The sequence below is a fragment of the Pseudomonas sp. Tun-23181 genome, from assembly GCF_057415455.1.
On sequence record NZ_CM171630.1, the window covers coordinates 5556724 to 5581954 of the forward strand.

General features: G+C 65.5%; 4 protein-coding genes and 1 pseudogene. 4 read left to right on the forward strand and 1 reads right to left on the reverse strand.

Annotation, left to right across the window (positions count from 1 at the left end; all coding sequences use genetic code 11):
• Positions 1-80: 80 nt before the first annotated feature.
• The 4 genes and pseudogenes from ACDI39_RS26220 to ACDI39_RS26235 all read left to right on the forward strand — a co-directional run.
• Positions 81-3284, forward strand: a pseudogene (locus ACDI39_RS26220) (amino acid adenylation domain-containing protein); the annotation flags it as partial.
• 14 nt (positions 3285-3298) lie between these two features.
• Positions 3299-9766, forward strand: a complete 6468-nt coding sequence (locus tag ACDI39_RS26225; protein ID WP_253091011.1) for a non-ribosomal peptide synthetase — start codon at positions 3299-3301, stop codon at positions 9764-9766.
• Positions 9763-21603: an amino acid adenylation domain-containing protein gene (locus ACDI39_RS26230; RefSeq protein WP_486537168.1), complete on the forward strand. Its 11841-nt coding sequence runs from the start codon at positions 9763-9765 to the stop codon at positions 21601-21603. Before ACDI39_RS26225 ends, ACDI39_RS26230 begins: the two co-directional genes overlap by 4 nt.
• 63 nt (positions 21604-21666) lie before the next feature.
• Positions 21667-22605: an alpha/beta hydrolase gene (locus tag ACDI39_RS26235; protein WP_225789860.1), complete on the forward strand. Its 939-nt coding sequence runs from the start codon at positions 21667-21669 to the stop codon at positions 22603-22605.
• A gap of 110 nt (positions 22606-22715) precedes the next feature.
• Here the strand turns inward: ACDI39_RS26235 and ACDI39_RS26240 are convergent, their stop codons facing one another.
• Positions 22716-25157: a TonB-dependent siderophore receptor gene (locus ACDI39_RS26240; RefSeq protein WP_225789859.1), complete on the reverse strand. Its 2442-nt coding sequence runs from the start codon at positions 25155-25157 to the stop codon at positions 22716-22718.
• Positions 25158-25231: the final 74 nt, after the last annotated feature.

Consider the following 25231-nt stretch of genomic DNA (forward strand, 5'->3'; position numbering starts at 1 on the left):
AGCTGTTTGCCAAGCTGGCCCAGGCCGGTGTCAATGTTGCGCGCCTGCCCATCGTGCCGGCCCTGGAGCAGGGGCCGCAGCCGCTGTCCTACGCTCAGCAGCGCCAGCACTTTCTGTGGCAGTTGGAGCCGTCGAGCAGCGCCTATAACATCCCGGCGGTGCTGCGCTTGAACGGCGCCCTCGACATGGCTGCGTTGCAAGCTGGCCTCGAAGACCTGGTGCGTCACCAGGGCAGCTTGCGCACACGCTTCGTCGAGCACCAGGGGCAGGTCTGCCAGGTGCTCGATGATGCGTTGCACCTGACGCTGGTGGTCGATGAAGTGGGCGCGAACGATGAAGTCGAGTCAGCCATCAAGGCGTACGCCGAGCGCTGCACCGCCCAGCCATTCGACCTGATGCAGGGCCCGCTGGCCCGGGTCAATCTGCTGCGTGTGGCGTCCGACGACCATGTGCTGGTGCTGACCTTGCACCACAGCATCGCCGATGGCTGGTCGATCAACGTGCTGATCGAGCAGTGGCTGGCCTGCTACGCCAGCCGCCTGCAAGGCCAGGTCGCACACCTGGCCGAGGCGCCGATCCAGTATGCCGACTATGCCGCCTGGCAACGTCAGTGGCTGGAGTCGGGGGAGGGAGACCGCCAGCTGGCCTACTGGAAAGACCAGTTGGGCGAAGCGCCTGAGGTGCTGACCCTGCGGACCGACCGGCCACGTCCGACCCAGGCCAGCCACCGGGGCGCGGTGCTCGACCTGAACCTTGATCCGGCCTTGCTGGAGGGGCTGAAGGCGTTGGCCCAGCGCCAGGATGTCAGTCTGTTCATGCTGTTGCTGGCGTCGTTCCAGGCGCTGTTGCATCGCTACAGCGGGCAGGCCGAGATCCATGTTGGCGTGCCGGTGGCCAACCGCAACCGGATGGAGACCGAACGGCTGATCGGCTTCTTTGTCAACACCCAGGTGATGAAGGCGCGCATCGACGGCCTGCAGCCTTTCGAAGCCCTTCTGGCGCAGGTGCGCGAGGCGGCGCAGCAGGCCCAGGCGCACCAGGACTTACCCTTCGAACAGCTGGTTCAGGCGCTGCACCCGGAGCGCAGCATGAGCCACAGCCCGCTGTTCCAGGTGATGTTCAACCATCAGGTCGCAGGTGCAGGCCAAGGCATGGCCCTGCCGTGCCTGGACGTGCAGCCGGTGCAGCGCGATGAACGCTCGGCGCAGTTCGACTTGAGCCTGGATACCGTCGAAACCGCCACGGGCCTTGTGGCTAGCCTGACTTACGCCACCGACCTGTTCGACCGCATCAGCGCCGAACGCCTGCTGCGTCACTGGCAGAACCTGCTGTACGGGGTCGTGGCCAACCCGGTCGAACGGGTGCAAGCCTTGCCATTGTGCGATGCCAGCGAGTTGCAGCAACTGGTTCACGGCTTCAACGACACCTTCGTCGATTACCCATCGGGCACCTGCGTGCACAGCCTGATCGAGGCGCAGGCGCAGAAGACCCCAGACGCCGTGGCCCTGGTGTTCGGCGAACGCCAGCTGAGCTACCGTGAGTTGGACCAGCAGGCCAACCAGTTGGCCCATCAGTTGATCGAGCTGGGGGTGGGCCCGGACGTGCTGGTAGGCATCTGCGTCGAGCGCAGTATCGAAATGGTGCTGGGCCTGCTGGCAGTGCTCAAGGCCGGTGGCGCCTATGTGCCGCTGGACCCTGAATACCCGCGCGAGCGCCTGGCCTATATGTTCGAAGACAGCGGTATAGGGCTGCTGTTGACCCAGTCGCACCTGCGCGACCAACTGCCGGTGCCAGGTTCGGTGCGTGCCCTGAATGTCGACGAGCAGGGGCACTTCGCGTGTTCCGTCGAGGCCACCGGCGTACAACCGCAGCCAGAAAACCTGGCCTACGTGATCTACACCTCCGGCTCCACCGGCAAGCCTAAAGGCGCGGGCAATCGCCACAAGGCTTTGACCAATCGGTTGTGCTGGATGCAGCAGGCCTATGGCCTGGATGCCACGGACGCGGTGCTGCAGAAAACCCCGTTCAGCTTCGATGTGTCGGTGTGGGAGTTCTTCTGGCCGCTGATGGTCGGTGCCCGCCTGGTGGTCGCGGCGCCGGGCGATCACCGCGAGCCGTCGCGGCTGGTGCGGCTGATCGAGCAGCAGGGCATCACTACGCTGCACTTCGTGCCGTCGATGTTGCAGGTGTTCTTGCAGGATGAAGGCGTGTCGCGCTGCACCAGCCTCACGCGCATCGTCTGCAGCGGCGAGGCGCTGCAGGTGGATGCCCAGCAGCAGGTGTTCGCCAAACTGCCGAATGCGGGCCTGTACAACCTCTATGGCCCGACCGAGGCGGCCATCGATGTGACTCACTGGACCTGCCGCGACGAAGGTCTGGACAGCGTGCCGATCGGGCAGCCGATTGCCAACCTGAGCACCTACGTGCTGGCCGACGATCTGTCGCCACTGCCAGCAGGGCTGGTGGGCGAGCTGTACCTGGGTGGCGAAGGGCTGGCGCGGGGCTACCACCGTCGCCCGGGGTTGACCGCCGAGCGTTTCGTCGCCAGCCCGTTCGCCACTGGCCAGCGCCTGTACCGCACCGGCGACCTGGCGCGTCAGCGCGCCGACGGGGTGATCGAGTACATGGGGCGCATCGACCATCAGGTGAAGATCCGCGGCCTGCGGATCGAACTGGGCGAGATCGAGGCGCGCCTGCTGGAGCAGCCTGAAGTGCGCGAAGCGGCAGTGCTGGCGGTCGGTACCGGTGCCGACATGCAGTTGGCGGCCTATGTGGTAGCGCATCAAGCAGATTCGGCGCAACTGGGCGAACAGCTCAAGGCCCGCCTGCGCACGCTGCTGCCCGACTACATGGTGCCTGCCCACCTGGTGCAGCTGGCCAGCCTGCCCCTGAGCCCCAACGGCAAGCTCGACCGCAAGGCCCTGCCGACACCCGACAGCAGCCAGCGCCAGCAGGCCTACGTGGCGCCGCAGACCCCGCTGCAAGAGCAGTTGGCGCACGTCTGGCAAACCCTGCTCAAGCTCGAGCGGGTCGGTCTGCACGACAACTTCTTCGACCTCGGCGGCCACTCGCTGCTGGCGACTCAGATGATGATGCAGATCCGTCAGCAACTGGGCGTCGACGTGCCGCTCAAAGCCCTGTTCCAGACCGCCAGCCTGGAACAGTTCGCCGATCAGGTGCAGCAGCTGCAAACAGACGTCCAGCCCGTTGAAGACGAGTTGGCTAAATCCTTGGAGGCCCTCAAACGTCTATCAGCACAAGAGCTTGAAAGTCTGATTTCCTAGTTTGGGGGTTGCGCGTGCAAAAGTTGATCGAGTCGGTGGAAGGGCTGTCCTTGGCCGAGAGGAAAGCCCTCGCCGTGATGCTTGGGAAGAAAGGGATCAATCTGTTCGGCATAGCGCCGATGTTCAAGCGTGATGCCTCCCAGCCGCTGCTTTTGTCTTATGCGCAGGAACGTCTGTGGTTTCTCTGGCAGCTGGATCCTGCCGGTAGCGCCTACAACATGTCGTCGGTACTGCGCCTGCAAGGCTCGCTGGACAGCGATGCCCTGCAGGCGGCTTTCGATGAGCTGGTCGTCCGGCACGAGTCGCTGCGCACCCGCTTCGCCGAAGTCGACGGCCAGGTGGTGCAGCAGGTCGATGGCCAGGGCTGTATCCAGGTCGAGCACCAGTCAGTGGCCGACCCGGCAAGCCTGGCCGAGCTGATCGAAGCCCATGGGCAACAGCCGTTCGACTTGCGTGAAGGGCCGCTGCTGCGGGTCAAGTTGCTGCGCCTGGATGACCAGCAACACGTGTTGTCGTTGGTGCAGCACCATATCGTTTCCGATGGCTGGTCGATGCGCATCATGATCGACGAGCTGATCAAGTTGTACAGCGCCCGTGTCTCGGGTAGCACGGCAGCGCTGGCGGCATTGCCGGTGCAGTACGCCGATTACGCCCTGTGGCAGCGCAGTTGGATGGACGCCGGCGAGCGCGAGCGCCAGCAGGCGTACTGGAAGCAGCAACTCGGTGGCCACCAGCCGGTGCTTGAGCTGCCCATCGACTTCCCCCGGCCCCAGGTCATGAGCTATCGCGGCGACCGGGTGGACTTCCAGCTTTCACAAGCGTTGACCCATGGCCTCAAGGACCTGGCCCGGCGCGAGGGCGTGACGCTCTATACCTTGCTGCTGGCCGCGTTCCAGGCATTGTTGTACCGCTACAGCGGCCAGGAAGATGTGCGCGTCGGTGTACCTGTGGCGGGGCGCAATCGCCCCGAGGTCGAAGGCCTGATCGGTTTCTTCGTCAACACCCTGGTGCTGCGCGCTGTGGTCGATGGCAGCCAGCCCTTCACCGCATTGCTTGCCCAAGTGCGTGAGGCGACCTTGCAGGCCCGGGAATATCAGGATCTGCCATTCGAGCAATTGGTCGAGCTGCTGCAGCCACAACGCAGCATGAGCCACAGCCCGTTGTTCCAGGTCATGCATAACCACCGTGGCCAGGAAGTCGGTGAAGCCTCGGTTACCCGCCTGCCGGGTCTTGAGGTGAGCAACCATGAAGCCCGCCAGCACACCGCGCAGTTCGACCTGACCCTGGAAACCGTCGAAACCCCCGACGGTATCGGTGCTTCCCTGGTGTTCGCCACCGACCTGTTCAGCCCCGCCACGGTCCAGCGCCTCGGCCGCCACTGGCAGAACCTGCTGCAGAGCCTGCTGGCCAAGCCCGCCGAGCGGGTCGATGCCTTGGCGCTGTTCGACGCCGCCGACTGGCAACAGTTGGTTCATGGCAACAACGCCACGGCCATGGCCGTGCCGGCATTGTCGGTGCACCAGCAGTTCGCCGACCTGGCGGCACGCACCCCGAATGCCCCGGCGCTGGCTTTTGCCGAGCAGGTACTGAGCTACGCCGAACTGAACCTGCGCGCCAACCAGTTGGCCCATCGGCTGATTGCCCTGGGCGTTGGTCCGGAAGTGATGGTAGGCCTGGCCGTCGAGCGCGGGGTTGATCTGGTGGTCGGTCTGTTGGCCATCCTCAAGGCAGGCGGCGCCTACATTCCGCTGGATCCGGCCTACCCACAGGCGCGCCTGGACTACATGATCCAAGCCAGCGGCATGGGCCTGCTGCTGACCCACGAAGCCCTGGCGCCACGATTCGAAGGCCGCGGCGCGCAGTTGTTGTGCCTGGACCGTCTGCCCGAGGCAGCGGTGGCGCAGGGTGACCCGCAGTTGAACCTGCCCGCCGATTCGGCGGCGTATGTGATCTACACCTCCGGCTCCACCGGCAACCCAAAAGGCGTGGTGATCAGCCATCATGCCCTGGCCAACTTCGTCGCCAGCATGGCGCAGCAGCCTGGCCTGGACGCTGCCGACCGCATGCTGTCGCTGACCACCTTCTCGTTCGACATCTTCGGCCTGGAGCTGTACGTGCCGTTGACCTGTGGCGCCCAGGTGGTGCTGGCTGGCAAGGACATCGCCCAGGACCCGGCCGCGGCGTTGGCGTTGGCCCGGCGCTGGTCGGTCACGGTCTTGCAGGCCACACCGTCGACCTGGCGTATGTTGCTCGACCACGGCGACACCCAGGCACTTGCAGGCTGCAAGTGCCTGTGCGGTGGCGAGGCCCTGGCGCCAGAGCTGGCCGCGCGCATGCTGGAGGCCATCGGCCCGGTCTGGAACCTCTATGGCCCGACCGAAACCACCATCTGGTCGGCGCGCTACCGGCTGGACGCTGAGCGAACGCGGCCGCTGCTTGGCCGGCCGATCGGCAACACCGAGCTGTATGTGGTCGGTGCCGACTTCAGCCCGGTGCCAGAGGGTGTGGCGGGTGAACTGATGATCGGCGGCCAGGGCCTGGCTCGCGGTTACCTCAACCGCGCTTCGCTCACCGCCGAGCGCTTCCTGCCCAACCCATTCTCCGACCAGGGTGAGCGGTTGTACCGCACCGGTGACGTGGCGCGGCTGAACGCTGGCGGTGAATACGAATATATTGGCCGCGCCGACCACCAGGTGAAGATTCGCGGTTTCCGCATCGAGCTGGGCGAGATAGAGTCGGCCCTGCTGGGTTGCGAGGCCGTACGCGAGGTGGCCGTGGTCGCCCAGCCGGGGATCGGCGGCGACCAGTTGGTGGGTTATGTCGTAGCGCACGACTCGGCGTTGGCCCAGGCCGACAGCGCTGCCCAGCATGCCGTTCGCGAGCAGCTCAAGGGCCGGCTCAAGGCGCAGTTGCCAGAGTACATGGTGCCGGCGCAGGTGATGTTCGTGGCGGCGATGCCGCTGACCCCTAACGGCAAACTGGACCGCAAGGCCTTGCCCAAGCCGCACGCCAGCCAATGGCAACAGGCCTATGTGGCGCCACGTACCGTGCTGGAGCAGCAACTGGCCGCCATCTGGCAGACCCTGCTGAAGCTCGAGCGGGTCGGCCTGCACGACAACTTCTTCGACCTGGGCGGGCATTCGCTGCTGGTCACCCAGCTGGTGTCGCGCATTCGTGACGAGTTGGGCCGCGAGGCCAGCCTGCGTCAGGTTTTCGAAAACAGCACCCTGCAAGCCCAGGCGGCGATGCTTGAAGCCCTGCAATTGGGTGGCGGGCCACGTATCGCTCGAGCGCCGCGTGAAGGTGCATTGCCGTTGTCGTACGCCCAGGAGCGTTTGTGGTTCCTCTGGCAGATGCAGCCCTTCAGCGCCGCCTACAACCTGCCACGTGCCCTGCGCCTGCGTGGCGTGCTGGACATCGAGGCCCTGCGTGCCAGTTTCGACAGCCTGGCCGCCCGCCACGAGCCGCTGCGCACCACTTTCGCCCATGACGCCGACGGTGTTCGTCAGGTGGTGCATGCCACGTTGCCGGTGCAGATTCAGGTACACGCCCAGGCCGATGAAGGTACGCTCATCACCCACTTCATCGATGAGCAGGTGCGCCAGCCGTTCGACCTGGTCAATGGCCCGCTGCTGCGTGTAGCCCTGTTGCCGCTGGGGGAGCAGGACCATCTGTTGGTGCTGACCCAGCATCACATCGTCTCCGATGGCTGGTCGATGCAGGTGATGGTCGATGAGCTGGTGCGCAGCTACGCCGCCCAGGTCGAAGGCCGTGATCCAGGCTTTGCCGCCTTGCCGATCCAGTACGTCGACTACGCCCTGTGGCAGCGCCAGCGCATGGAAGGCGGCGAGCGCGAGCGGCAGTTGCAGTACTGGCGTGCGCAGTTGGGCGAGCAGCAACCCGTGCTGCAACTGCCAGGCGACCGTGCGCGCCCGGCCCAGCCTAGCCATCGTGGCGGGCAGCTTGAGCTGCAACTGGACGCGCCGTTGTGCGAAGGCTTGCGCCAGCTCGCCCAGCGCCAGCAGGCGACCTTGTTCATGGTCTTGCTCGCCGGGTTCCAGGCGCTGCTGCACCGCTACAGCGGCCAGGACGATATTCGCGTCGGTGTGCCGGTGGCCAACCGTAACCGCCAGGAAACCGAAGGCCTGCTCGGTGTGTTCATCAACACCTTGGTCATGCGCGCCAGTGTCGATGGTCGCCTGTCGTTGGGGCAGTTGATCGAGCAGGTGCGCCAGACCACCCTGCAGGCTCAGGACCATCAGGACCTGCCATTCGAGCAACTGGTCGAAGCCTTGCAGCCTGAGCGCAGCCTGAGCCACACCCCGTTATTCCAGGTGCTGTTCAACCACCGTGCCCAGGGCACCCAGGCACAAGGCCCGGTGGTGGCAGGGCTGAACATCGAGACGTTGGCCGCCGACGTTCAGGAGGCCAAGTTCGACCTCAACCTGGAAACCGTCGAAGCCCCCGAGGGCGTGATCGCCACCCTGGTGTATGCCGTCGACCAGTTCGACCCGGATACCGCCGAGCGCCTGCTGGCTGACTGGCGCTGCCTGCTGCAGGCGATGGTGGACGACGCCACCCAACCGGTCGGGGCAGTGCAGTTGGGCAGCGAGGCGTCGCGCCAGGCGCTGGCTGCGCTGTGCCAGGGTGACGTACGGGGCGATAGCCAGGCGCTACAGGCCTTGCAATTGTTCGAAGAGCAGGCAAGAGTCAACCCATCCCGGGTCGCGCTGGTGTGTGGCGAGCAGCGCCTGAGCTACGGCGAGCTGAACCAGCGCGCCGTGGACCTGGCCGTGCACCTGCAAGCCAACGGTGTTGGCCCGGAACGTGTGGTGGCGATTGCCGCCGAGCGTTCGGCGCAGTTCGTGATCGGCCTGCTGGCGGTGTTCAAGGTCGGTGCGGCGTTCCTGCCGCTGGACGTACGGGCACAACCTGCGCGTACCCGGCAGATGCTCGAGGACAGCCAGGCAAGCCTGCTTCTGGGCCCGGCTTCCTGGTTGGTCGAACACACCACCTTGCCTGCGCTGCGCGGCCTTGCTTTCGAAGAACTTGCCCAGTTGCCGCAAGGCGGTTCGCTGGATGCCGTACAGCGCGAGGCCGAGTTGGCCGCCTACGTGATCTTCACCTCTGGTTCCACAGGCCGGCCGAAAGGCGTGCTGGTCAGCCAAGGGGCGCTGGCCGACTACCTGGCTTCGGCGCTGGCGGTGCTGCCATTGGAAGGGGTAGAGCGCATGGCGCTGGCCTCCACTTTGGCCGCCGACCTGGGTTACACGACCCTGTTCGCGGCCCTGTGCAGCGGCCGCAGCCTGCACCTGCTCGACGAGCAGTTGGCCATGGACGCCCAGGGCATGGCGCAGTACATGAGCCGCGAGGCGATCGACTTCATCAAGCTGGTGCCTTCACACCTGCAATCGTTGCTCAAGGTGGCCGAGCCGGCCCAGGTACTGCCGCGTCGTTGCTTGGTGCTGGGCGGCGAAGCCTGCAGTGTCGAGCTGCTCGCCGAGGTTCGGCGACTGGCGCCGACGTGCCGGGTAGTCAACCACTATGGCCCGAGCGAAACCACCATCGGCGTGTTGGCCACTGAACTGCCGACAGCCGCGCAATTGCAAGGTGTGCCCTTGGGGCGTCCGTTGCTCAATGTGCGCCTGCAACTGCTGGACGCCAATCTGCAAGCGGTGGCCGAAGGGGTTCATGGCGAACTGTATGTGGGGGGGCCGAGCCTGGCCCGAGGCTACCTGGGCCGCCCAGGGCTCACCGCCGAGCGCTTTGTCCCGGACCCGCAGGCCAGCCATGGCGAGCGGCTGTACCGCACGGGCGACCGGGTACGTATCCACCACGGCGCGATCGAAACCCTTGGCCGTATCGATGACCAGGTGAAAATCCGTGGTTACCGGGTCGAGCCCGGTGAAGTCGGTGCCTGCCTGCGCGGCATGGCGCAGTTGGCCGATGCCGCCGTGGTCGCCCGTGACACCGAGCAGGGCAAGCAGCTGGTGGCCTATGTGGTGGCGCTGGACGACGCGGGTGGGCTGCGTGAGCAGGTACAGGCCTACCTGCGCCAGCACCTGCCCGAACACATGATTCCGGCCCACGTGGTGAGCCTTGCGGCCCTGCCGCTGACCGCCAACGGCAAGCTCGACCGCCAGGCCTTGCCTGCCCCAAACCTGGATGCCGCCCGGGTGGCGTACCAGGCACCGCAGACCCCACTGCAGGAACAGGTCGCGCAGATCTGGCAGGACGTGCTCAAGGTCGAGCGGGTAGGGCTGGGCGACAACTTCTTCGAACTGGGCGGTCATTCGCTGCTGGTCATGGGCGTGCTGTCACGCCTGCAACTGGAAATGGGCATCGGCGCCGCACCGCAACTGATGTTCCAGTTCCCTGTACTCAATGAGTTCGTCGATCACCTGGAACCGCCCGCCGGCGTGCTGGATGCGGACCGTTTGAATCGACTGGAAAGTTTGCTGGATGAGGTGGATGAAGCATGATGGACAATAAAGCAGCTGCACTGAAGATCGCCGAGCGCTTCATCCTGCTACCGCTGGAAAAGCGTCGGATCTACTTGCAGAAAATGGCTCAGGAAGGCATTTCCCCGGCCAACCTGCCCATCCCCCGCACCCGCGCCCAGTTCGAGCATGTGCCGCTGTCGTTCGCCCAGCAACGCCAGTGGTTCATCTGGCAGATGGAGCCGCACAGCAATGCCTATGCCATTGCGCGTGCGTTGCGCCTGCATGGCGCCCTCGACCTGGCGGCGCTTGAAGGTGCCTTCGCCCACCTGATCGCCCGCCACGAGCCACTGCGCAGTACCTTCCATGAGCATGATGGCCAGGCGGTGCAAGTGATTGCCGAGCCGAGCGCGCCGAACATCGTCGTCGAGCCGCTGGTTTGTTCGGCCGACCCAGAGCAGCGCGACCAACAGATTCGCGCCGCGGTAGAGGAGGAGACCCAGCGCCCGTTCGACCTGGGCAGTGGCCCGTTGCTGCGGATCAAGCTGCTGCGCCTGGCCGCTAACGATCATGTGCTGGTGCTGACTCAGCACCACATCGTCTCCGATGGCTGGTCGATGCAGATCATGGTCGACGAGCTGATCCACGTGTACGCCGCGCTCAGCACCGGTGGCAGCGTCGACTTGCCGGCGTTGCCGATCCAGTATGCCGACTATGCCATCTGGCAACGCCGCTGGATGGAGGCAGGCGAGCAGGAGCGCCAGTTGACCTACTGGCGCGAACAGCTTGGCGCGACCCAGCCGGTGCTGGAACTGCCCACCGACTACCCGCGCCCGGCGGTGCAGAGCATGCAGGGCGCTCGCCTGCAGGTACCGTTCAGCCGTGCGCTCAGCGACCAGCTCTCGGCCTTGGCGCAGCAGCAGGGCGCCAGCCTGTTCATGGTGCTGCTGGCTTCGTTCCATACCCTGTTGTACCGCTACAGCGGCCAGCAGGACATCCGCATCGGCGTGCCACTGGCCAACCGTAACCGGGTGGAGACCGAGCGCCTGATCGGCTTCTTCGTCAACACCCAGATCATCAAGGCCGAGCTGCATGGCGAGCTGAGCTTCCTCGATTTGCTCGCACAGGTACGCGCCACCACCTTGCAAGCCCAGCAGTACCAGGAGCTGCCGTTCGAGCAACTGGTCGAAGCGCTGCAACCGGAGCGCAGCCTCAGCTACAACCCGCTGTTCCAGGTGATGTACAACCACCAGAGCGCGGGCAAGGGCGCTGGCCAGTCGCTGGGCCAGTTGCCAGGCCTGAGTGTGGGGGGCCTGGATTGGGAGATCCGCAGCGCCCACCTGGACCTGACCCTGGACACCGTCGAAGGCCCAGAAGGGCTGTCGGCCAAGCTGGTCTACGCCACCGACCTGTTCAGCCCGGCCACCGCCCAGCGTCTGGTCGACCACTGGCTCAACCTGCTGCAAGGCATCACCGCCAACCCTGCGCAAACCCTGGGCGCCTTGCCGCTGCTCAGTGACGCCGAACAACGCACCTTGCTGCTCGATGGCCAACCGCAAAGCGATGCCCAGGCGCCGCTGGTGCACCAACGCATTGCCGAGCAGGCGCGGCTCACCCCGGATGCGCCGGCAGTGGTGTTTAGCGGTCGCACGTTGACCTTCGCCCAGCTCGATCAGCAGGCCAACCGCCTGGCCCACGCCCTCGTCGCCCGTGGTGTCGGCCCGGAAACCCGGGTGGCGGTGGCCTTGCCGCGCAGCGAAAACATGATCGTGGCCCTGCTCGCGGTGTTCAAGGCAGGTGGCGCCTACGTGCCGCTGGATAGCCAGTACCCCCGCGACCGCCTGGCCTACCTGATGGGCGACGCTGGCATTGGCCTGTTGCTTACCGACACCAGCCTGCAAGCGCAACTGCCGGTGCCTGAGCAGGTCGCCGTGCTGCTGTTTGACAGCCTCGACCTGAGCACCTTGCCGACCCAGGCGCCCGAGGTGGACGTCGACCCGCGCAACCTGGCCTATGTGATCTACACCTCCGGCTCCACCGGCCTGCCCAAGGGCGTGGCGGTCAGCCACGGCCCTCTGGCCATGCACTGCCGCGCCATCGGTGAGCGCTACGAGATGCATGCCGACGATTGCGAGCTGCTGTTCATGTCGTTCGCCTTCGACGGTGCCCAGGAGCGCTGGCTCACCGCGCTGACTCACGGCGCGCGCCTGCTGGTGCGCGACGACAGCCTGTGGACACCGGAGCAGACCTACCGGCAGATGCACGAACACGGCGTGACCGTGGCGGCGTTCCCGCCGGTGTACCTGCAACAGCTGGCCGAGCATGCCGAGCGCGAGGGCAACCCGCCGGCGGTGCGCGTCTACTGCTTTGGCGGCGACGCGGTGCCCCAGGCCAGTTTCGAACTGGTCAAGCGGGTGCTGCGCCCGCAGTACATCATCAACGGCTACGGCCCCACCGAAACCGTGGTCACGCCGCTGATCTGGAAGGCTGCGGCCAGCGACGTCTGCGCGTCGGCCTACGCACCGATCGGCACGCGCATCGGTCACCGTCGCACCTGCACTCTCAACCTTGAACTGAACCTGCTGCCGCCGGGTGCCAAGGGCGAGCTGTACCTGGGCGGCGAAGGGTTGGCCCGTGGTTATCTGGACCGGCCTTCGCTGACCGCCGAACGCTTCGTACCCGACCCGTTCGATGGCCAGGGCGGGCGTTTGTATCGCACCGGAGACCTGGTCAGCCAACGCCAGGACGGTGTGTTCGACTACCTCGGCCGGATCGACAACCAGGTCAAGATCCGTGGTTTCCGTATCGAGCTCGGTGAAGTCGAAGCCCGCCTGCAAGGGCTGGCCGAGGTTGCCGACGCGGTGGTCGCGGCCCAGGACGGCAACACCGGCAAACAACTGATCGGCTACGTGATCGCCCAGCCCGGTACGGCCCGCGAAGGCCTGGCCGAGCGCCTGCGCGGCCAGCTCAAGGCGCTGCTGCCCGACTACATGGTGCCGGCGCACATCCTGTTCCTCGAGCGTTTTCCGGTCACCCCCAACGGCAAGCTCGACCGCAAGGCCCTGCCCAAGCCGGACACCAGCCTGCTGCAGCAAACCTACGTGGCGCCGCGCACCGAGCTGGAGCAGCGCATCGCCGAGATCTGGCAGACGGTGCTCAAGCTCGAGCGCGTCGGCCTGAGCGACAACTTCTTCGAGCTGGGCGGCGACTCGATCATCTCCATCCAGGTGGTGAGCCGGGCGCGGCAGATCGGCATTCGTTTCACCCCCAAGGACCTGTTCCTGCACCAGACCGTGGAAGGCCTGGCGACGGTGGCCCAGGTCGATGACGGCATCGCCCAGGACGACCAGGGGCCGGTGAGCGGCCCGATTACGCTGCTGCCGGTGCAGCAGGCGTTCTTCGCCGAGCCGATGGCCGAGCGTCATCACTGGAACCAGGCCGTGCTGCTGCAACCGCAGCAGGCGCTGGACGCCGCAGCGCTGGGCCAGGCCCTGGATGCGCTGCTTGAACACCATGACGCCCTGCGCCTGCGCTTCGTCGAGCAGGACGGTGTGTGGAGCGCCAGCCATGGCGAGCCGGGCCCGCGCCCGCAACTGCTGTGGCAGGTGAGCCCGGATTCGCTGGAGGCACTGGACGCCGTGGCCAATCAGGCCCAGGCCAGCCTTGACCTGGCCAGCAGCGAGCTGGTGCGTGCAGTGCTGGCGACGTTGCCCGATGGCAGTCAGCGGCTGTTGTTGGTCGTGCATCACCTGGTGGTCGATGGTGTGTCCTGGCGCATCCTGTTCGAAGACCTGCAAAGCGCCTACCAGCAGATCGTCCAAGGCCAGGCGGTGCGCCTGCCGGCCAAGACCAGTGCCTACCAGGCCTGGGCCGCCCAGCTTCAGGCGCATGCTCGCAGCCCACGTTTGCTGCAGGAGCTCGAAGGCTGGCAACAACGCCTGCAGGGCGCCCCTGAAGGCCTGCCGTGTCGCAACCCGGCGGCCAGCCAGGAAAGGCGCCACGCCGTGAGCGTGCACACCGTGCTCGACAAGGACCTTACCAGCCAACTGCTGCAACGTGCCCCGGCGGCTTACCGGACCCAGGTCAACGACCTGCTGCTGACCGCCCTGGTCCAGGTGCTATGTGACTGGAGCGGGCACGGGTCGGCGCTGGTCCAGCTCGAAGGCCATGGCCGCGAGGCGCTGGACGACGCGATCGACCTGACCCGCACTGTCGGTTGGTTCACCAGCGTGTTCCCGGTGCACCTGGCCCCGGCGGCCGACATCGGCAGCTCGATCAAGCGCATCAAGGAACAATTGCGCGCAGCGCCCGATAAAGGCCTGGGCTTTGGCGTGCTGCGCTACCTGGCCGATGCGGACGTACGTCAGGCCATCGAGGTGCTGCCGGTGCCGCGGGTGACGTTCAACTACCTCGGCCAGTTCGACGGCAGCTTCGATGCCGAGCAGGGTGCGCTGTTCACCCCGGCGCCAGAGTCGGCGGGCGAGGAGCAAAGCCCGTCGGCGCCGCTGGGCAACTGGCTGACCGTCAACGGTCGCATCTATGACGGCGAGCTGAGCCTGAACTGGACCTTCAGCGGCGAGCGCTTCGAGCAGGCGGCCATGCAGGCCTTGGCCGATGCCTATGGCGTTGCCCTGCGGCGTGTGGTCGAGCACTGCTGCCAGGCCGACAGCCAGGGCGTGACCCCGTCGGACTTCCCGTTGGCCCGCCTGACCCAGGCGCAACTGGACAGCCTCGGCCTTGCGGCCGGCCAGATCGAAGACATCTACCCGCTATCGCCGATGCAGCAAGGCATGCTGTTCCACAGCCTGTACGAGCAGGGCGATGGGCATTACATCAACCAGCTGTGCCTGGAAGTACGTGGGCTCGACCCGCAGCGCTTCGTGCAGGCCTGGCAGGCCATGCTCGAGCGCCACGACATCCTGCGTACCGGCTTTGTCTGGGGCGGGCTGTTCGAGCAACCCATGCAGGTGGTGCACAAGCACCTGCAACTGCCGTTCGCCGAACACGACTGGCGCCATGAGGCCGACCAGCCGGCGCGCCTGACTGCATTGCTGGCCAGCGAGCGCGAGCGCGGCTTCGACGTCGCCCAGGCGCCATTGCTGCGCCTGGTGCTGGTACGCACCGGCGAAGACAGCTACCAGGTGGTCTACACCAACCACCACGTGCTGATGGACGGCTGGAGCAACTCGCAGCTACTGGGCGAGGTGTTGCAACACTACGCCGGCCAGCCTGTCCAGCGACAACCGGGGCGTTTCCGCGATTACATCGGCTGGCTGCAGCAGCGTGACGCGGTGCGCGGCAAGGCGTTCTGGGATGGGCAACTGCGCCACCTGGGCGAACCGACCCGGCTGGTGCCGGCCATGGCCAGCGGCAAGCTGCTGGGCCTGAGCGGCCACGGCCACTGCGCCCGCCTGCTGGACCAGGCCACCACCCAGCATCTGGCCGACTTCGCCCGCCAGCAGCGGGTCACCCTCAACACCCTGGTGCAGGCTGCCTGGTTGTTGCTGTTGCAGCGCTACACCGGCCTCGACACCGTGGTCTTCGGTGCCACCGTGGCGGGTCGCCCGGTTGAACTGAAGGGCGTCGAGCAACAGATCGGCCTGTTCATCAACACCCTGCCGGTGATTGCCCCGATTCGTCCGGACCTGCGTTTGAGCGCCTGGCTGCAGGCCTTGCAGGACGACAACCTGGCCCTGCGCGAACACGAGCATACCGCGCTGTTCGATGTGCAGCGCTGGGCCGGCCTTGAAGGGCAGACGCTGTTCGACAACCTGTTGGTGTTCGAGAACTACCCGGTGTCGCAAGCCTTGCAGGAAGGCGCGCCGCAAAGCCTGGAATTCGGCGATGTCGATGTTCATGAACAGACCAACTACCCGCTAACCCTGGCGGTGAACATGGGCCAGACCCTGTCGTTCAACATCAGCTATGACCGCGCCTGCGTCGACGAAGCCAGCGTCGAGCGTCTGCTTGGCCAGATGGCGCGCCTGTTGTTGCAGATGAGCGATGATGCCGAGCGTGCCCTGGGCGAGTTCCAGGTGCTGGAAGCCGATGAGCATGACCGCGTCATCCGCCAGTGGAACGCCACCGAGGTGCGTTACCCCGACGAATTCGCCGTGCACCGTCTGTTCGAGCACCAGGCCCAGGTACAGCCGGAAGCGATTGCCCTGGTCAGCGGTGCGCACAGCCTGAGCTACAAGGCACTCAACCAGTGTGCCAACCGCCTGGCTCACGACCTGGCTGCACGTGGCGTAGGGCCGGACGTGCTGGTCGGTGTAGCTGCCGAGCGCAGCCTGGAAATGGTCGTCGCCCTGTTGGCCATTCTCAAGGCCGGCGGCGCCTACGTGCCGCTCGACCCCGAGTACCCGCAGGACCGCCTGGCCTACATGATCGAGGACAGCGGCATCGAACTGCTGCTGACCCAGGCGCGCTTGCGGGCCGTGTTGCCGGTGGGCGAGGCCGTGCACATCCTGACGCTGGACGGCTACGCCGATGCGCTCGAAGGCAAGCTGCTGGGCAATCCACACGTCGAGCTGAGCCCGGAAAACCTCGCCTATGTCATCTACACCTCCGGCTCCACCGGCAAGCCCAAAGGTGCCGGCAACCCGCATCGGGGCCTGAGCAACCGCCTGTACTGGATGCAACAGGCCTACCCGCTGGGTGCCCACGACTGCGTGCTGCAGAAAACCCCGTTCAGCTTCGACGTGTCGGTGTGGGAGTTCTTCTGGCCGCTGATGACCGGCGCACGCCTGGTCATGGCGGCACCTGGCGACCACCGCGAGCCAGCTCGCCTGGTGGCGGTGATCGAGGCGCAGCAGGTCACCACCTTGCACTTCGTGCCGTCCATGCTCCAGGCCTTCATGCAGCACCCGGAGTTGTCCGGCTGCACGAGCCTGCGGCAGATCATGTGCAGTGGCGAAGCGTTGCAGGTGGATACCCAGCAGCGGGTGTTCGAGCGTCTGCCGCAGGTAGGGCTGTACAACCTCTATGGCCCGACCGAGGCGGCCATCGACGTCACTCATTGGACGTGCCGTGACGAAGGCGCCGATACCGTGCCGATCGGCCAGCCCATCGCCAACCTGGCCACCTATGTGCTCGACGGCGAACTGGCACCGGTGCCGGTCGGTGTCACCGGCGAGCTGTACCTGGCCGGTACCGGCCTTGCCCGTGGTTACCACCGTCGCCCGGCGCTGACCGCCGAGCGCTTCGTAGCCAGCCCGTTCGTGCCCGGAGCACGCCTGTATCGCACCGGCGACCTGTGCCGTCAGCGCGCCGATGGGGTGATCGAGTACCTGGGCCGCACCGACCACCAGGTGAAGATCCGCGGTTTGCGCATCGAGCTGGGGGAGATCGAATCGCGTCTGCTGGAGCAACCGCAGGTTCGCGAGGCCGTGGTGCTTGCCGTGGAGTTCAATGGCAGCAAGCGCCTGGTCACCTACCTGGTGCCCACCGACGCCAGTCTGCTGGACGATGCGCAAGGCCAGCAGGCCCTGCATGAGACCCTGAGCCAGGCGCTGCTGCGCGACCTGCCGGACTACATGGTGCCGACCCAGACCCTGGTGCTGGCGCGCATGCCGCTCAGCCCCAACGGCAAGCTCGACCGCAAGGCCCTGCCGCGCCCTGATACCGGTTCAGGCACTGCTGCCCTGGTGGCGCCGCGCAATGACCTGGAAGCCAGCCTGGTGCAGATCTGGCAGGACGTGCTTGGCTTGGAGCAGGTGGGTGTCACCGACAACTTCTTCGCCCTGGGCGGTGACTCGATCATCTCCATCCAACTGGTCAGCCGCGCCCGTCAGATGGGCATCGTCTTCAGCGCCAAGGACCTGTTCCAGCAGCAGACCATCGAGAAGCTGGCGCTGTGCTGTGGCAACAGCGATCAAGCGCCGGCCACAGCCGTGCCGGTGGTGCCGCTGCATGGCCTGAGCGAAGCGCAAGTGGCGGCCCTGCCGATCGAGCATGCGCGGGTCGAGGCGCTCTACAGCCTGTCGCCGATGCAGAAGGGCATGCTGTTCCTTGGACTCAACACTCCAGAGGCCGACCTGTACGTCAACCAGCTGAGCATTCCGGTGCAGGGTCTGGATGGTGAGCGCTTCGCTGCCGCCTGGGCCGCCGTCAGCCAGCGCCATGCGGTGCTGCGTACCGGCTTCCTGTGGCAGGACTTGGAAGAGCCGCTGCAGTTCGTCATGGGCGAGCTGCCGGTGCCGCTGAGCACTTACGACTGGCGCGGCGGGCAGGAGATCGAGACGCGGGTGCAGGCATTGGCCGAGGCCGAGCGCAAGCGCGGTTTCGCCCTCGAGGCGCCGCCCTTGCAACGACTGGTGCTGGTACGCACCGGCGAAGACAGCCATCAACTGATCTGGACCTACCACCACATCCTCGTCGACGGCTGGAGCACGTCGCAACTGATGGGCGAGGTGCTGGCCCACTACGCCGGGCAGACGCTGGAACCGGTGGTCGCCTATGGCAACTACATCGCCTGGCTGCGCACCCAGGACGTGAACGCCGCCGAAGGCTTCTGGCGCCGCCAGCTGGCGCGCCTGGACGAGCCGACCTACCTGGTCAATGGCTTCCCGGTGCAACCGGCCGGGCAGGGCCACCATGTCCTGTACACCCGCCTGGACGCCCAGGCCACCGAACAGCTCAAGGCTTTCGCCAAGGCTGAACAAGTCACCCTCAACACCCTGGTGCAAGGTGCCTGGCTGTTGCTGCTCAGCCGTTACAGTGGCCAGCGCACCGTGGCCTTCGGTGCGACCATGGCCGGCCGCCCGGCAAACCTGGCGCACAGCGAGCGTATTATGGGCCTGTTCATCAACACCTTGCCGGTGATCCAGGAGATTGCCCCAGGCCAGTCGGTCGGCCAATGGCTGCGCGCGCTGCAGGACTACAACCTGGAAATGCGCGAGCACGAATACACCCCGCTCAGCGACATCCAGCGCTGGTCGGGCCGCAGTGGCCAGTCGTTGTTCGACAGCATCATCGTTTTCGAAAACCAGCCAGTGGACCGCACCCTGCGCGAGTGGAGCGGTGAATCGCTGCGCTTCGGCGACCTGGAAAGCGCCGGTGTGACCAACTTCCCGATGGACCTGATGGTCACCCTCGAAGAAGGCCTGGTGATCGAATACATGTATATGCGCGAGCACTTCAGCGAGGCGGCAGTAGCGTCTATCCGCGCCAACATGCAGGGCTTGCTGACGCTGCTGGCCAGCGACGCCGACCGCCTGCTCGGTGAGATCGGCCTGCCCGAGGGCTTGGCCCAGCTCGACGGGCCTCGCTTGCCCGCGCCTCTGGACGAGCCGGCCTTGGTGCCGGTGCACCAGCGCATCGCCCAGCTTGCCCTCAGCCAGGGCGAACGGCCGGCCGTGCGGGTGGGCGAGCAGGTGCTCGACTTCGCTGAGCTTGACACCCGTGCCAATGCCCTGGCCCATGCGCTGATCGCCCGTGGCGTTGGTCCGGAGATTCGCGTGGGCGTGGCGATGCCGCGCAATGCCGGGCAGGTGATTGCCCTGCTGGCGGTGCTCAAGGCCGGCGCGGGCTATGTGCCGCTGGACAGCAACTACCCCCGTGAACGCCTGGGGTACCTGATCCAGGATTCCGGCATCGCCTTGCTGCTGACCGAGTCGTCGCTGCTGCCGCGCCTGCCGGTGCCGGCCACCCTGCAGGTGCTGAGCCTCGACACCCTGGCGCTGGACGACCAGCCACGCACCGCGCCGCAGGTCGAACTGCATGCCCACAGCCTGGCCTACGTGATCTACACCTCTGGCTCCACTGGCCGACCCAAGGGCGTGGCGGTCAGCCATGGCCCGCTGGCCATGCATTGCCAGGCGATCGGCGAGCTTTACGAGATGAGCCCGCAAGACTGTGAACTGCACTTCATGTCGTTCGCCTTCGACGGTGCCCACGAACGTTGGCTGACCACCCTGACCCATGGCGGCAGCCTGTTGTTGCGCGACGACAACCTGTGGACGCCGGAGCAGACCTACCATGCCATGCAGCGCCACGGCGTGACCGTGGCCGCATTCCCGCCGGCCTACCTGCAACAGTTGGCCGAACACGCCGAACAGGCCGGTAACCCGCCTGCGGTGCGGGTCTATTGCTTCGGTGGCGATGCCGTGCCGCAGGCCAGTTACGATCAGGCGCGCCGGGCATTGCAGCCGCGCTACATCATCAACGGCTATGGCCCGACCGAAACGGTGGTGACCCCGCTGCTATGGAAGGCGGCCGAAGGCGAGGCATGCGATGCGGCCTACGCGCCCATCGGGCGCTGTGTCGGGGCGCGGGTCGGCTATGTCCTCGACCAGGACCTCAACCCATTGCCGGTGGGCGCTGCCGGAGAGCTTTACCTGGGCGGCGAAGGCCTGGCCCGTGGCTATCTGGACCGTGCCGGACAAAGCGCCGAGCGCTTCGTCGCCGACCCGTTCGGTGGTCCGGGTGACCGCCTGTATCGCACCGGCGACCTGGTGCGCAAGCGTGCCGATGGTATCTACGACTACCTGGGCCGTATCGACAACCAGGTGAAGATCCGCGGTTTCCGTATCGAGCTGGGCGAGATCGAGGCCAGCCTGCGCCAGGCTTCGAGCGTGGCCGATGCCGTGGTAGTGGCCCGCGAGGGTGGCAGCGGCAAGCAGCTGGTCGCCTATGTGGTGACGGCCAGCGGCCAGACAACGGGCCTGTGCGAGGCGCTTCGTGCGCAACTGCAGCAACGTCTGCCGGACTACATGGTGCCTGCCCAATGGGTGGTGCTCGACAGCTTGCCATTGACCCCCAATGGCAAGGTCGACCGCAAGGCGCTGCCAGCGCCGGAGGCCGTGCGTCAGGGTGACGACTTCGTCGCGCCGCGGACCGAACTGCAGTGTGCCCTGGCCGAGATCTGGCAGGCGGTGCTGAAGGTCGAGCGGGTGGGCCTGACGGACAACTTCTACGACCTGGGCGGCGATTCGATCCTCAGCCTGCAGGTGATCGCCAAGGCGCGTCGTCTGAAAGCGCTGGGGCTGAACCTGAAGCTGCGCGACCTGGTGCAGAAGCCGACCATCGGCCAACTGACGGGGGAGCAGGACAGTGCCTCGGTGTCGCCGCTGCTGACGCTCAACAGTGTGGTCGAACAGGTGCCGGCGTTGTTCTGCGTGCACGCAGGGTTCGGCACCGTGTTCGACTACGAGCCGCTGGCCCGACGCCTGAACGGCAAGCGCACGCTGATCGCCATCAGCAACCGCATGCTGCTCGACGCGCAGTGGCAGGACGACTCGCTGGAGAGCATGGCGCGGGACTACGTGACCTACCTGCGCCAGGCCCAGCCCCAGGGGCCGTATCACCTGGCCGGCTGGTCGCTGGGCGGAGCCCTGGCGCTGCTGATGTCGGCCGAGCTGGAGGCTCAAGGCCAGCAGGTTGCCTTCGTCGGCCTGCTCGACAGTTTCGTGCCGTCCGCCAGCCACAGCGTGCAGGACGACTGGCTGGAGGACTTGCAGTCCTTCGCCCGGGTGATGCTGCCAGGCGCCACGGTACCGGTGGCAGACGTGCCGGAAAGCCCCGACGCCATTCGCCGTTTGCTGACGCAGATGGTCGCCGAGCGCGATGCTGACGAGACTGCCCGTTCGACCTATGCGGCGCTGGGCAGCGACGAGCTGGCCAACGTGTTCGTGGTGGCCCGCAAGCTCAAGCAGTTGTCGGTGCAGTTGCCGCGCTGCCGCGAAGTGGCTGTCGAACCCATCAGCTGGTGGGCGCCGAATCGCGATGCCGAGCGCCAGGCCCTGGCGGAGCAGATCGGCCAGTCATTGGCCGGCGACGTGTTGCCGTGCGGGCACTTCGAAATCCCGCGCGAGGCTTCCCTGCTCGCGGCGCTCGAAGATGCCCTGGATACCCTGACCCTGCCCGTTACCCTCTGCTGACCCTTTCTTTTTCTCTCAACCGCCGGTCGTGCCTTGCGCCGACCGGCCTGGAGCATTCGCACCATGTCCCTGAACCTTGATATCGCTGCCTACCTGCAGCTGGTCGAAGCCGGCCGCGCCGAAGGCAAGACCCTGGCCATGCATGCCGCCAGCCCTGAACAGGCCCGCGAAGCGTTCGACCAATCGTCGCTGCTGATGAGCGCGGGCGGCGACGACCTGGAATACATCGAGGAGCTGGAGATTCCGGCCCGTGATGGCACGCAGTTGCCCGCACGGCTGTACAGCGCCCACGGTATCGACCGTGATCACCTGCAGCCGGGTGTGTTGTATTTTCATGGGGGTGGCTATGTGGTCGGTAGCCTGGATTCCCACGATGCCCTGTGCCGCACCCTGGCGGCGTTGTCCGGTTGTGTGGTTCTTTCGGTGGCCTACCGGCTGGCACCGCAATGGCGCTTCCCCACCGCGGTGGAGGACGCCCTGGATGCCTGGCAGTGGCTGCAGGCCCAGGGCGCGGGGATCGGCATCGATGCCGGGCGCCTGGCCGTTGCCGGTGACAGCGTCGGTGGCAGCCTGGCCACGGTGGTGGCCAACCACGCAGCGGTGGCGCCGCGCCTGCAGGTGATGATCTACCCGGTCACCGATGCCAGCCGCTGGCACGATTCGGTGCAGCGCTACGCCACCGGCTACTTGCTGGAGGCCGACACCCTGGAGTGGTTCTACCAGCATTATCAGCGCAGCGCCGAAGACCGCTTCGACCCGCGTTTTTCGCCACTGCTCGAAGCGAGCGAGCGTTTGCGTGTGCCGGCGTTGCTGCTGGTTGCCGAATGCGACCCGCTGTTCGATGAAGGGCGTGCCTATGCCGCGCACCTGCGTGCGGCGGGTGTCGAGGTGGAGGAGCGGGTTTACGAAGGTATGACCCATGACTTCATGCGCATGGATGCACTGGTGGACGAGGCGCAAGAGGCGTTGGAAGTGATTGCCGAGGCGTTGCGGCGGCTGTAGGAGCCGGCGCCATACATCACGTTGTCTGCATCGCCGGCAAGCCGGCTCCTACAGGGACTGCGTAACTTCTGTAGGAGCCGGCTTGCCGGCGATGGGGGCGTCAGACTAAATCAGAACTTGGCTCGCAGCGCCAGGTTGAAGTTGCGTGGCTCGCCGTAGAAGTTCCAGTAGTTGGGGTTACCCAGGGTCTGGTAGTACTTCTTGTCGAACACGTTATCCAAGTTGTACTGGACTTCGAGGTTCTTGTTGATCTCGTAGATCGCGTGCAAGTTGGTCAGGTGGTAGGCGTCCTGCTGGATCTTGTAGGTCTCGCCAACCTCGGTCTGGGTCATTTTGCTCTGGGCGTAGAAGCTGCCGCCCACACGCAGGTGGTTGAGCGCGCCCGGCAGACGGTAGTCGGTGGCCACTTTGAACAGGTGACGTGGCGAGGCGCCGTTGAAGTCATCGCCCTTCTGCTCGCCGCCGATGTACTTGGACTGGGTATAGGTGTAGCCCGCGGACAGGTTCCAGTCCGGCAGGATTTCACCGTTCATCTCAAGTTCGATGCCCTTGTTGCGCACCTTGTCGGACGAGCGGTAGCACGACCAAGGCCGGTCGCAGAAGATCGCCTCCGCACGACCGGTCTGGTCGGCCTGGAACACGGCGATGGAGGTTTGCAGGCGCTTGTCGAAGAACTCGCCTTTCAAGCCGATCTCGTAGTTGGTGCCGGTCATCGGCTTGAGCATGCTGCCGTCGAGGGCCTGGTTGTCTTGCGGTTTGAAGATTTCGGTGTAGCTGGCATAAGCCGACCAGTTCTCGTTCAAATCCTGGACCAGGCCGGCGTACGGGGTGATCTCGCCACTTTTGGAGAAGTGACCATGGTCACTGTCTTCACGGATGCCGTTGGTGTCGGTCAGGGAGTCGAAGCTGTACCAACTGATGCGGCTGCCGAGAATGAACTTGGTGGTGTCGGTCAGGCTGAAGCGGCTGGCGACATAGATGCCTTTCTGTTCCTGGGTGCGGTTGTATTTCCACTGGTTGACGTCCAGGCCGGTCGGCTTGGGTGGGTCGAACGCACCGAGGTTGTTCATGTCGACGATGTAGCGATAGGAAGCATCGCGGCCGCCATGATAGTCGTGATCATCTTTGTTCCAGTTACCGCCGATGATCAGGTCATGCTGGCGTCCGAGCAGTTGGAAAGGGCCGGTGAAGTACCCATCGATGCTGGTCTGGGTGTCGTCGTAACGAAACAGGCGTGGGTTCAGGGTAAACAGGTCGGTGCCACCGCCTGGGAAGGTGTAGTTGCCCAGGAAGTCCGACTTGGACCACATCTGGTTGACGGCGAGGACGCCTTTCCAGCCATTGTCGAAGGTGTGCTGGATATCGGCGAACAGCGTGGTGTTGCGCTTGTCCAGGTGGTTCCAGTCGCCGGTCAGCGAGGTGGAGCGGGAAATCGGGTAGAACTCGCCGTTTTCCCGACTTGGCAGGCCCGACCAGTCGTAACCGGAGTTACGTTCCTTCTGGTAGGTGAAGCCGAAGGTGGCCATGGTCGACTCGCTCAGGTCGGCCTCGAGGATGCTGTAGAACAGCTGGTTTTCTTTCTGGGCGGTGTCCAGGTAGCTGTTTGCATTGTTGTACGAAATCACCGAGCGACCCCGCACGGTACCGGCTTCGTTCAGCGGCGAGGACAAATCGACCATGGTCTTGTAGTTGTCCCAGGAACCGACAGAGGTCTCGATCAGGGCCTGAGGCTCGGCGGTAGGGCGCTTGCGGACCATGTTGATGGAGGCCGAAGGGTTGCCCGCGCCTTCCATCAGGCCGGTGGCGCCACGCACGATTTCAATACGGTCGTAGATATCGGTGTTGGGCTTGGAGATGACGTCCATCGAGTAGGGGTTGCTGATGTTGGTCGGTACACCGTCGATCTGCAGGTTGTCTACCGACTGGCCGCGCGCCTGGTAAATCGAGCGCTCGCCGCCGTTCTTGACGATGGTGATGCCGGTGGCGTTCTTCATCACGTCGTCGAGGGTCTGCATGTTCTGGTCGTCCATGCGTTGACGGGTGACCACGGTCACCGATTGCGGTGTTTCACGCAGGGACATGGGCAGCTTGGTGGCGGTATTGGAGGTACCGGTGGCGTAGGAGTGGGTGCCTTCGGTGGTGTTGCCCAGGGCAGCGCCACTGATGTTGGTCGGTGCCAGCTCCATGCCAGAACTGTTGCTCTTGCGCAGCAGAATCACCTGCGGGTTGCCCTGCAGGGTGAAGGTCATGCCGGTGCCACCGAGCAGTTGGGCCAGTGCACGGGCCGGTTCGGTGCGCTGCTTGATCGCCTGGCTGGTGAGGCCGCTGACGTCATCGGGGTTGAACAGGATCTGCATGTCGGCCTGGTGGCCGAAGGTTTGCAGGGCGCTGGCCAGTGACTGGGCAGGGATGTCGAAGCTGGCCTCCTGGGCCTGGACCTGGGCTGTGATGGGCAGTGCCAGCAGCAGGCCGAAGCGTGGCAGAGGTTTGAGACGGAGGGTGCAGCGCATGACGAAGCCGGCGAGGCTCAAGGGTTTGTGGACGGGCGACATTTCAAATGCTCATGTAAGTGAACGGCAGATTTTTTGGTTGTTGATAAGAAGACGCATTCATCGACAAATTCCGG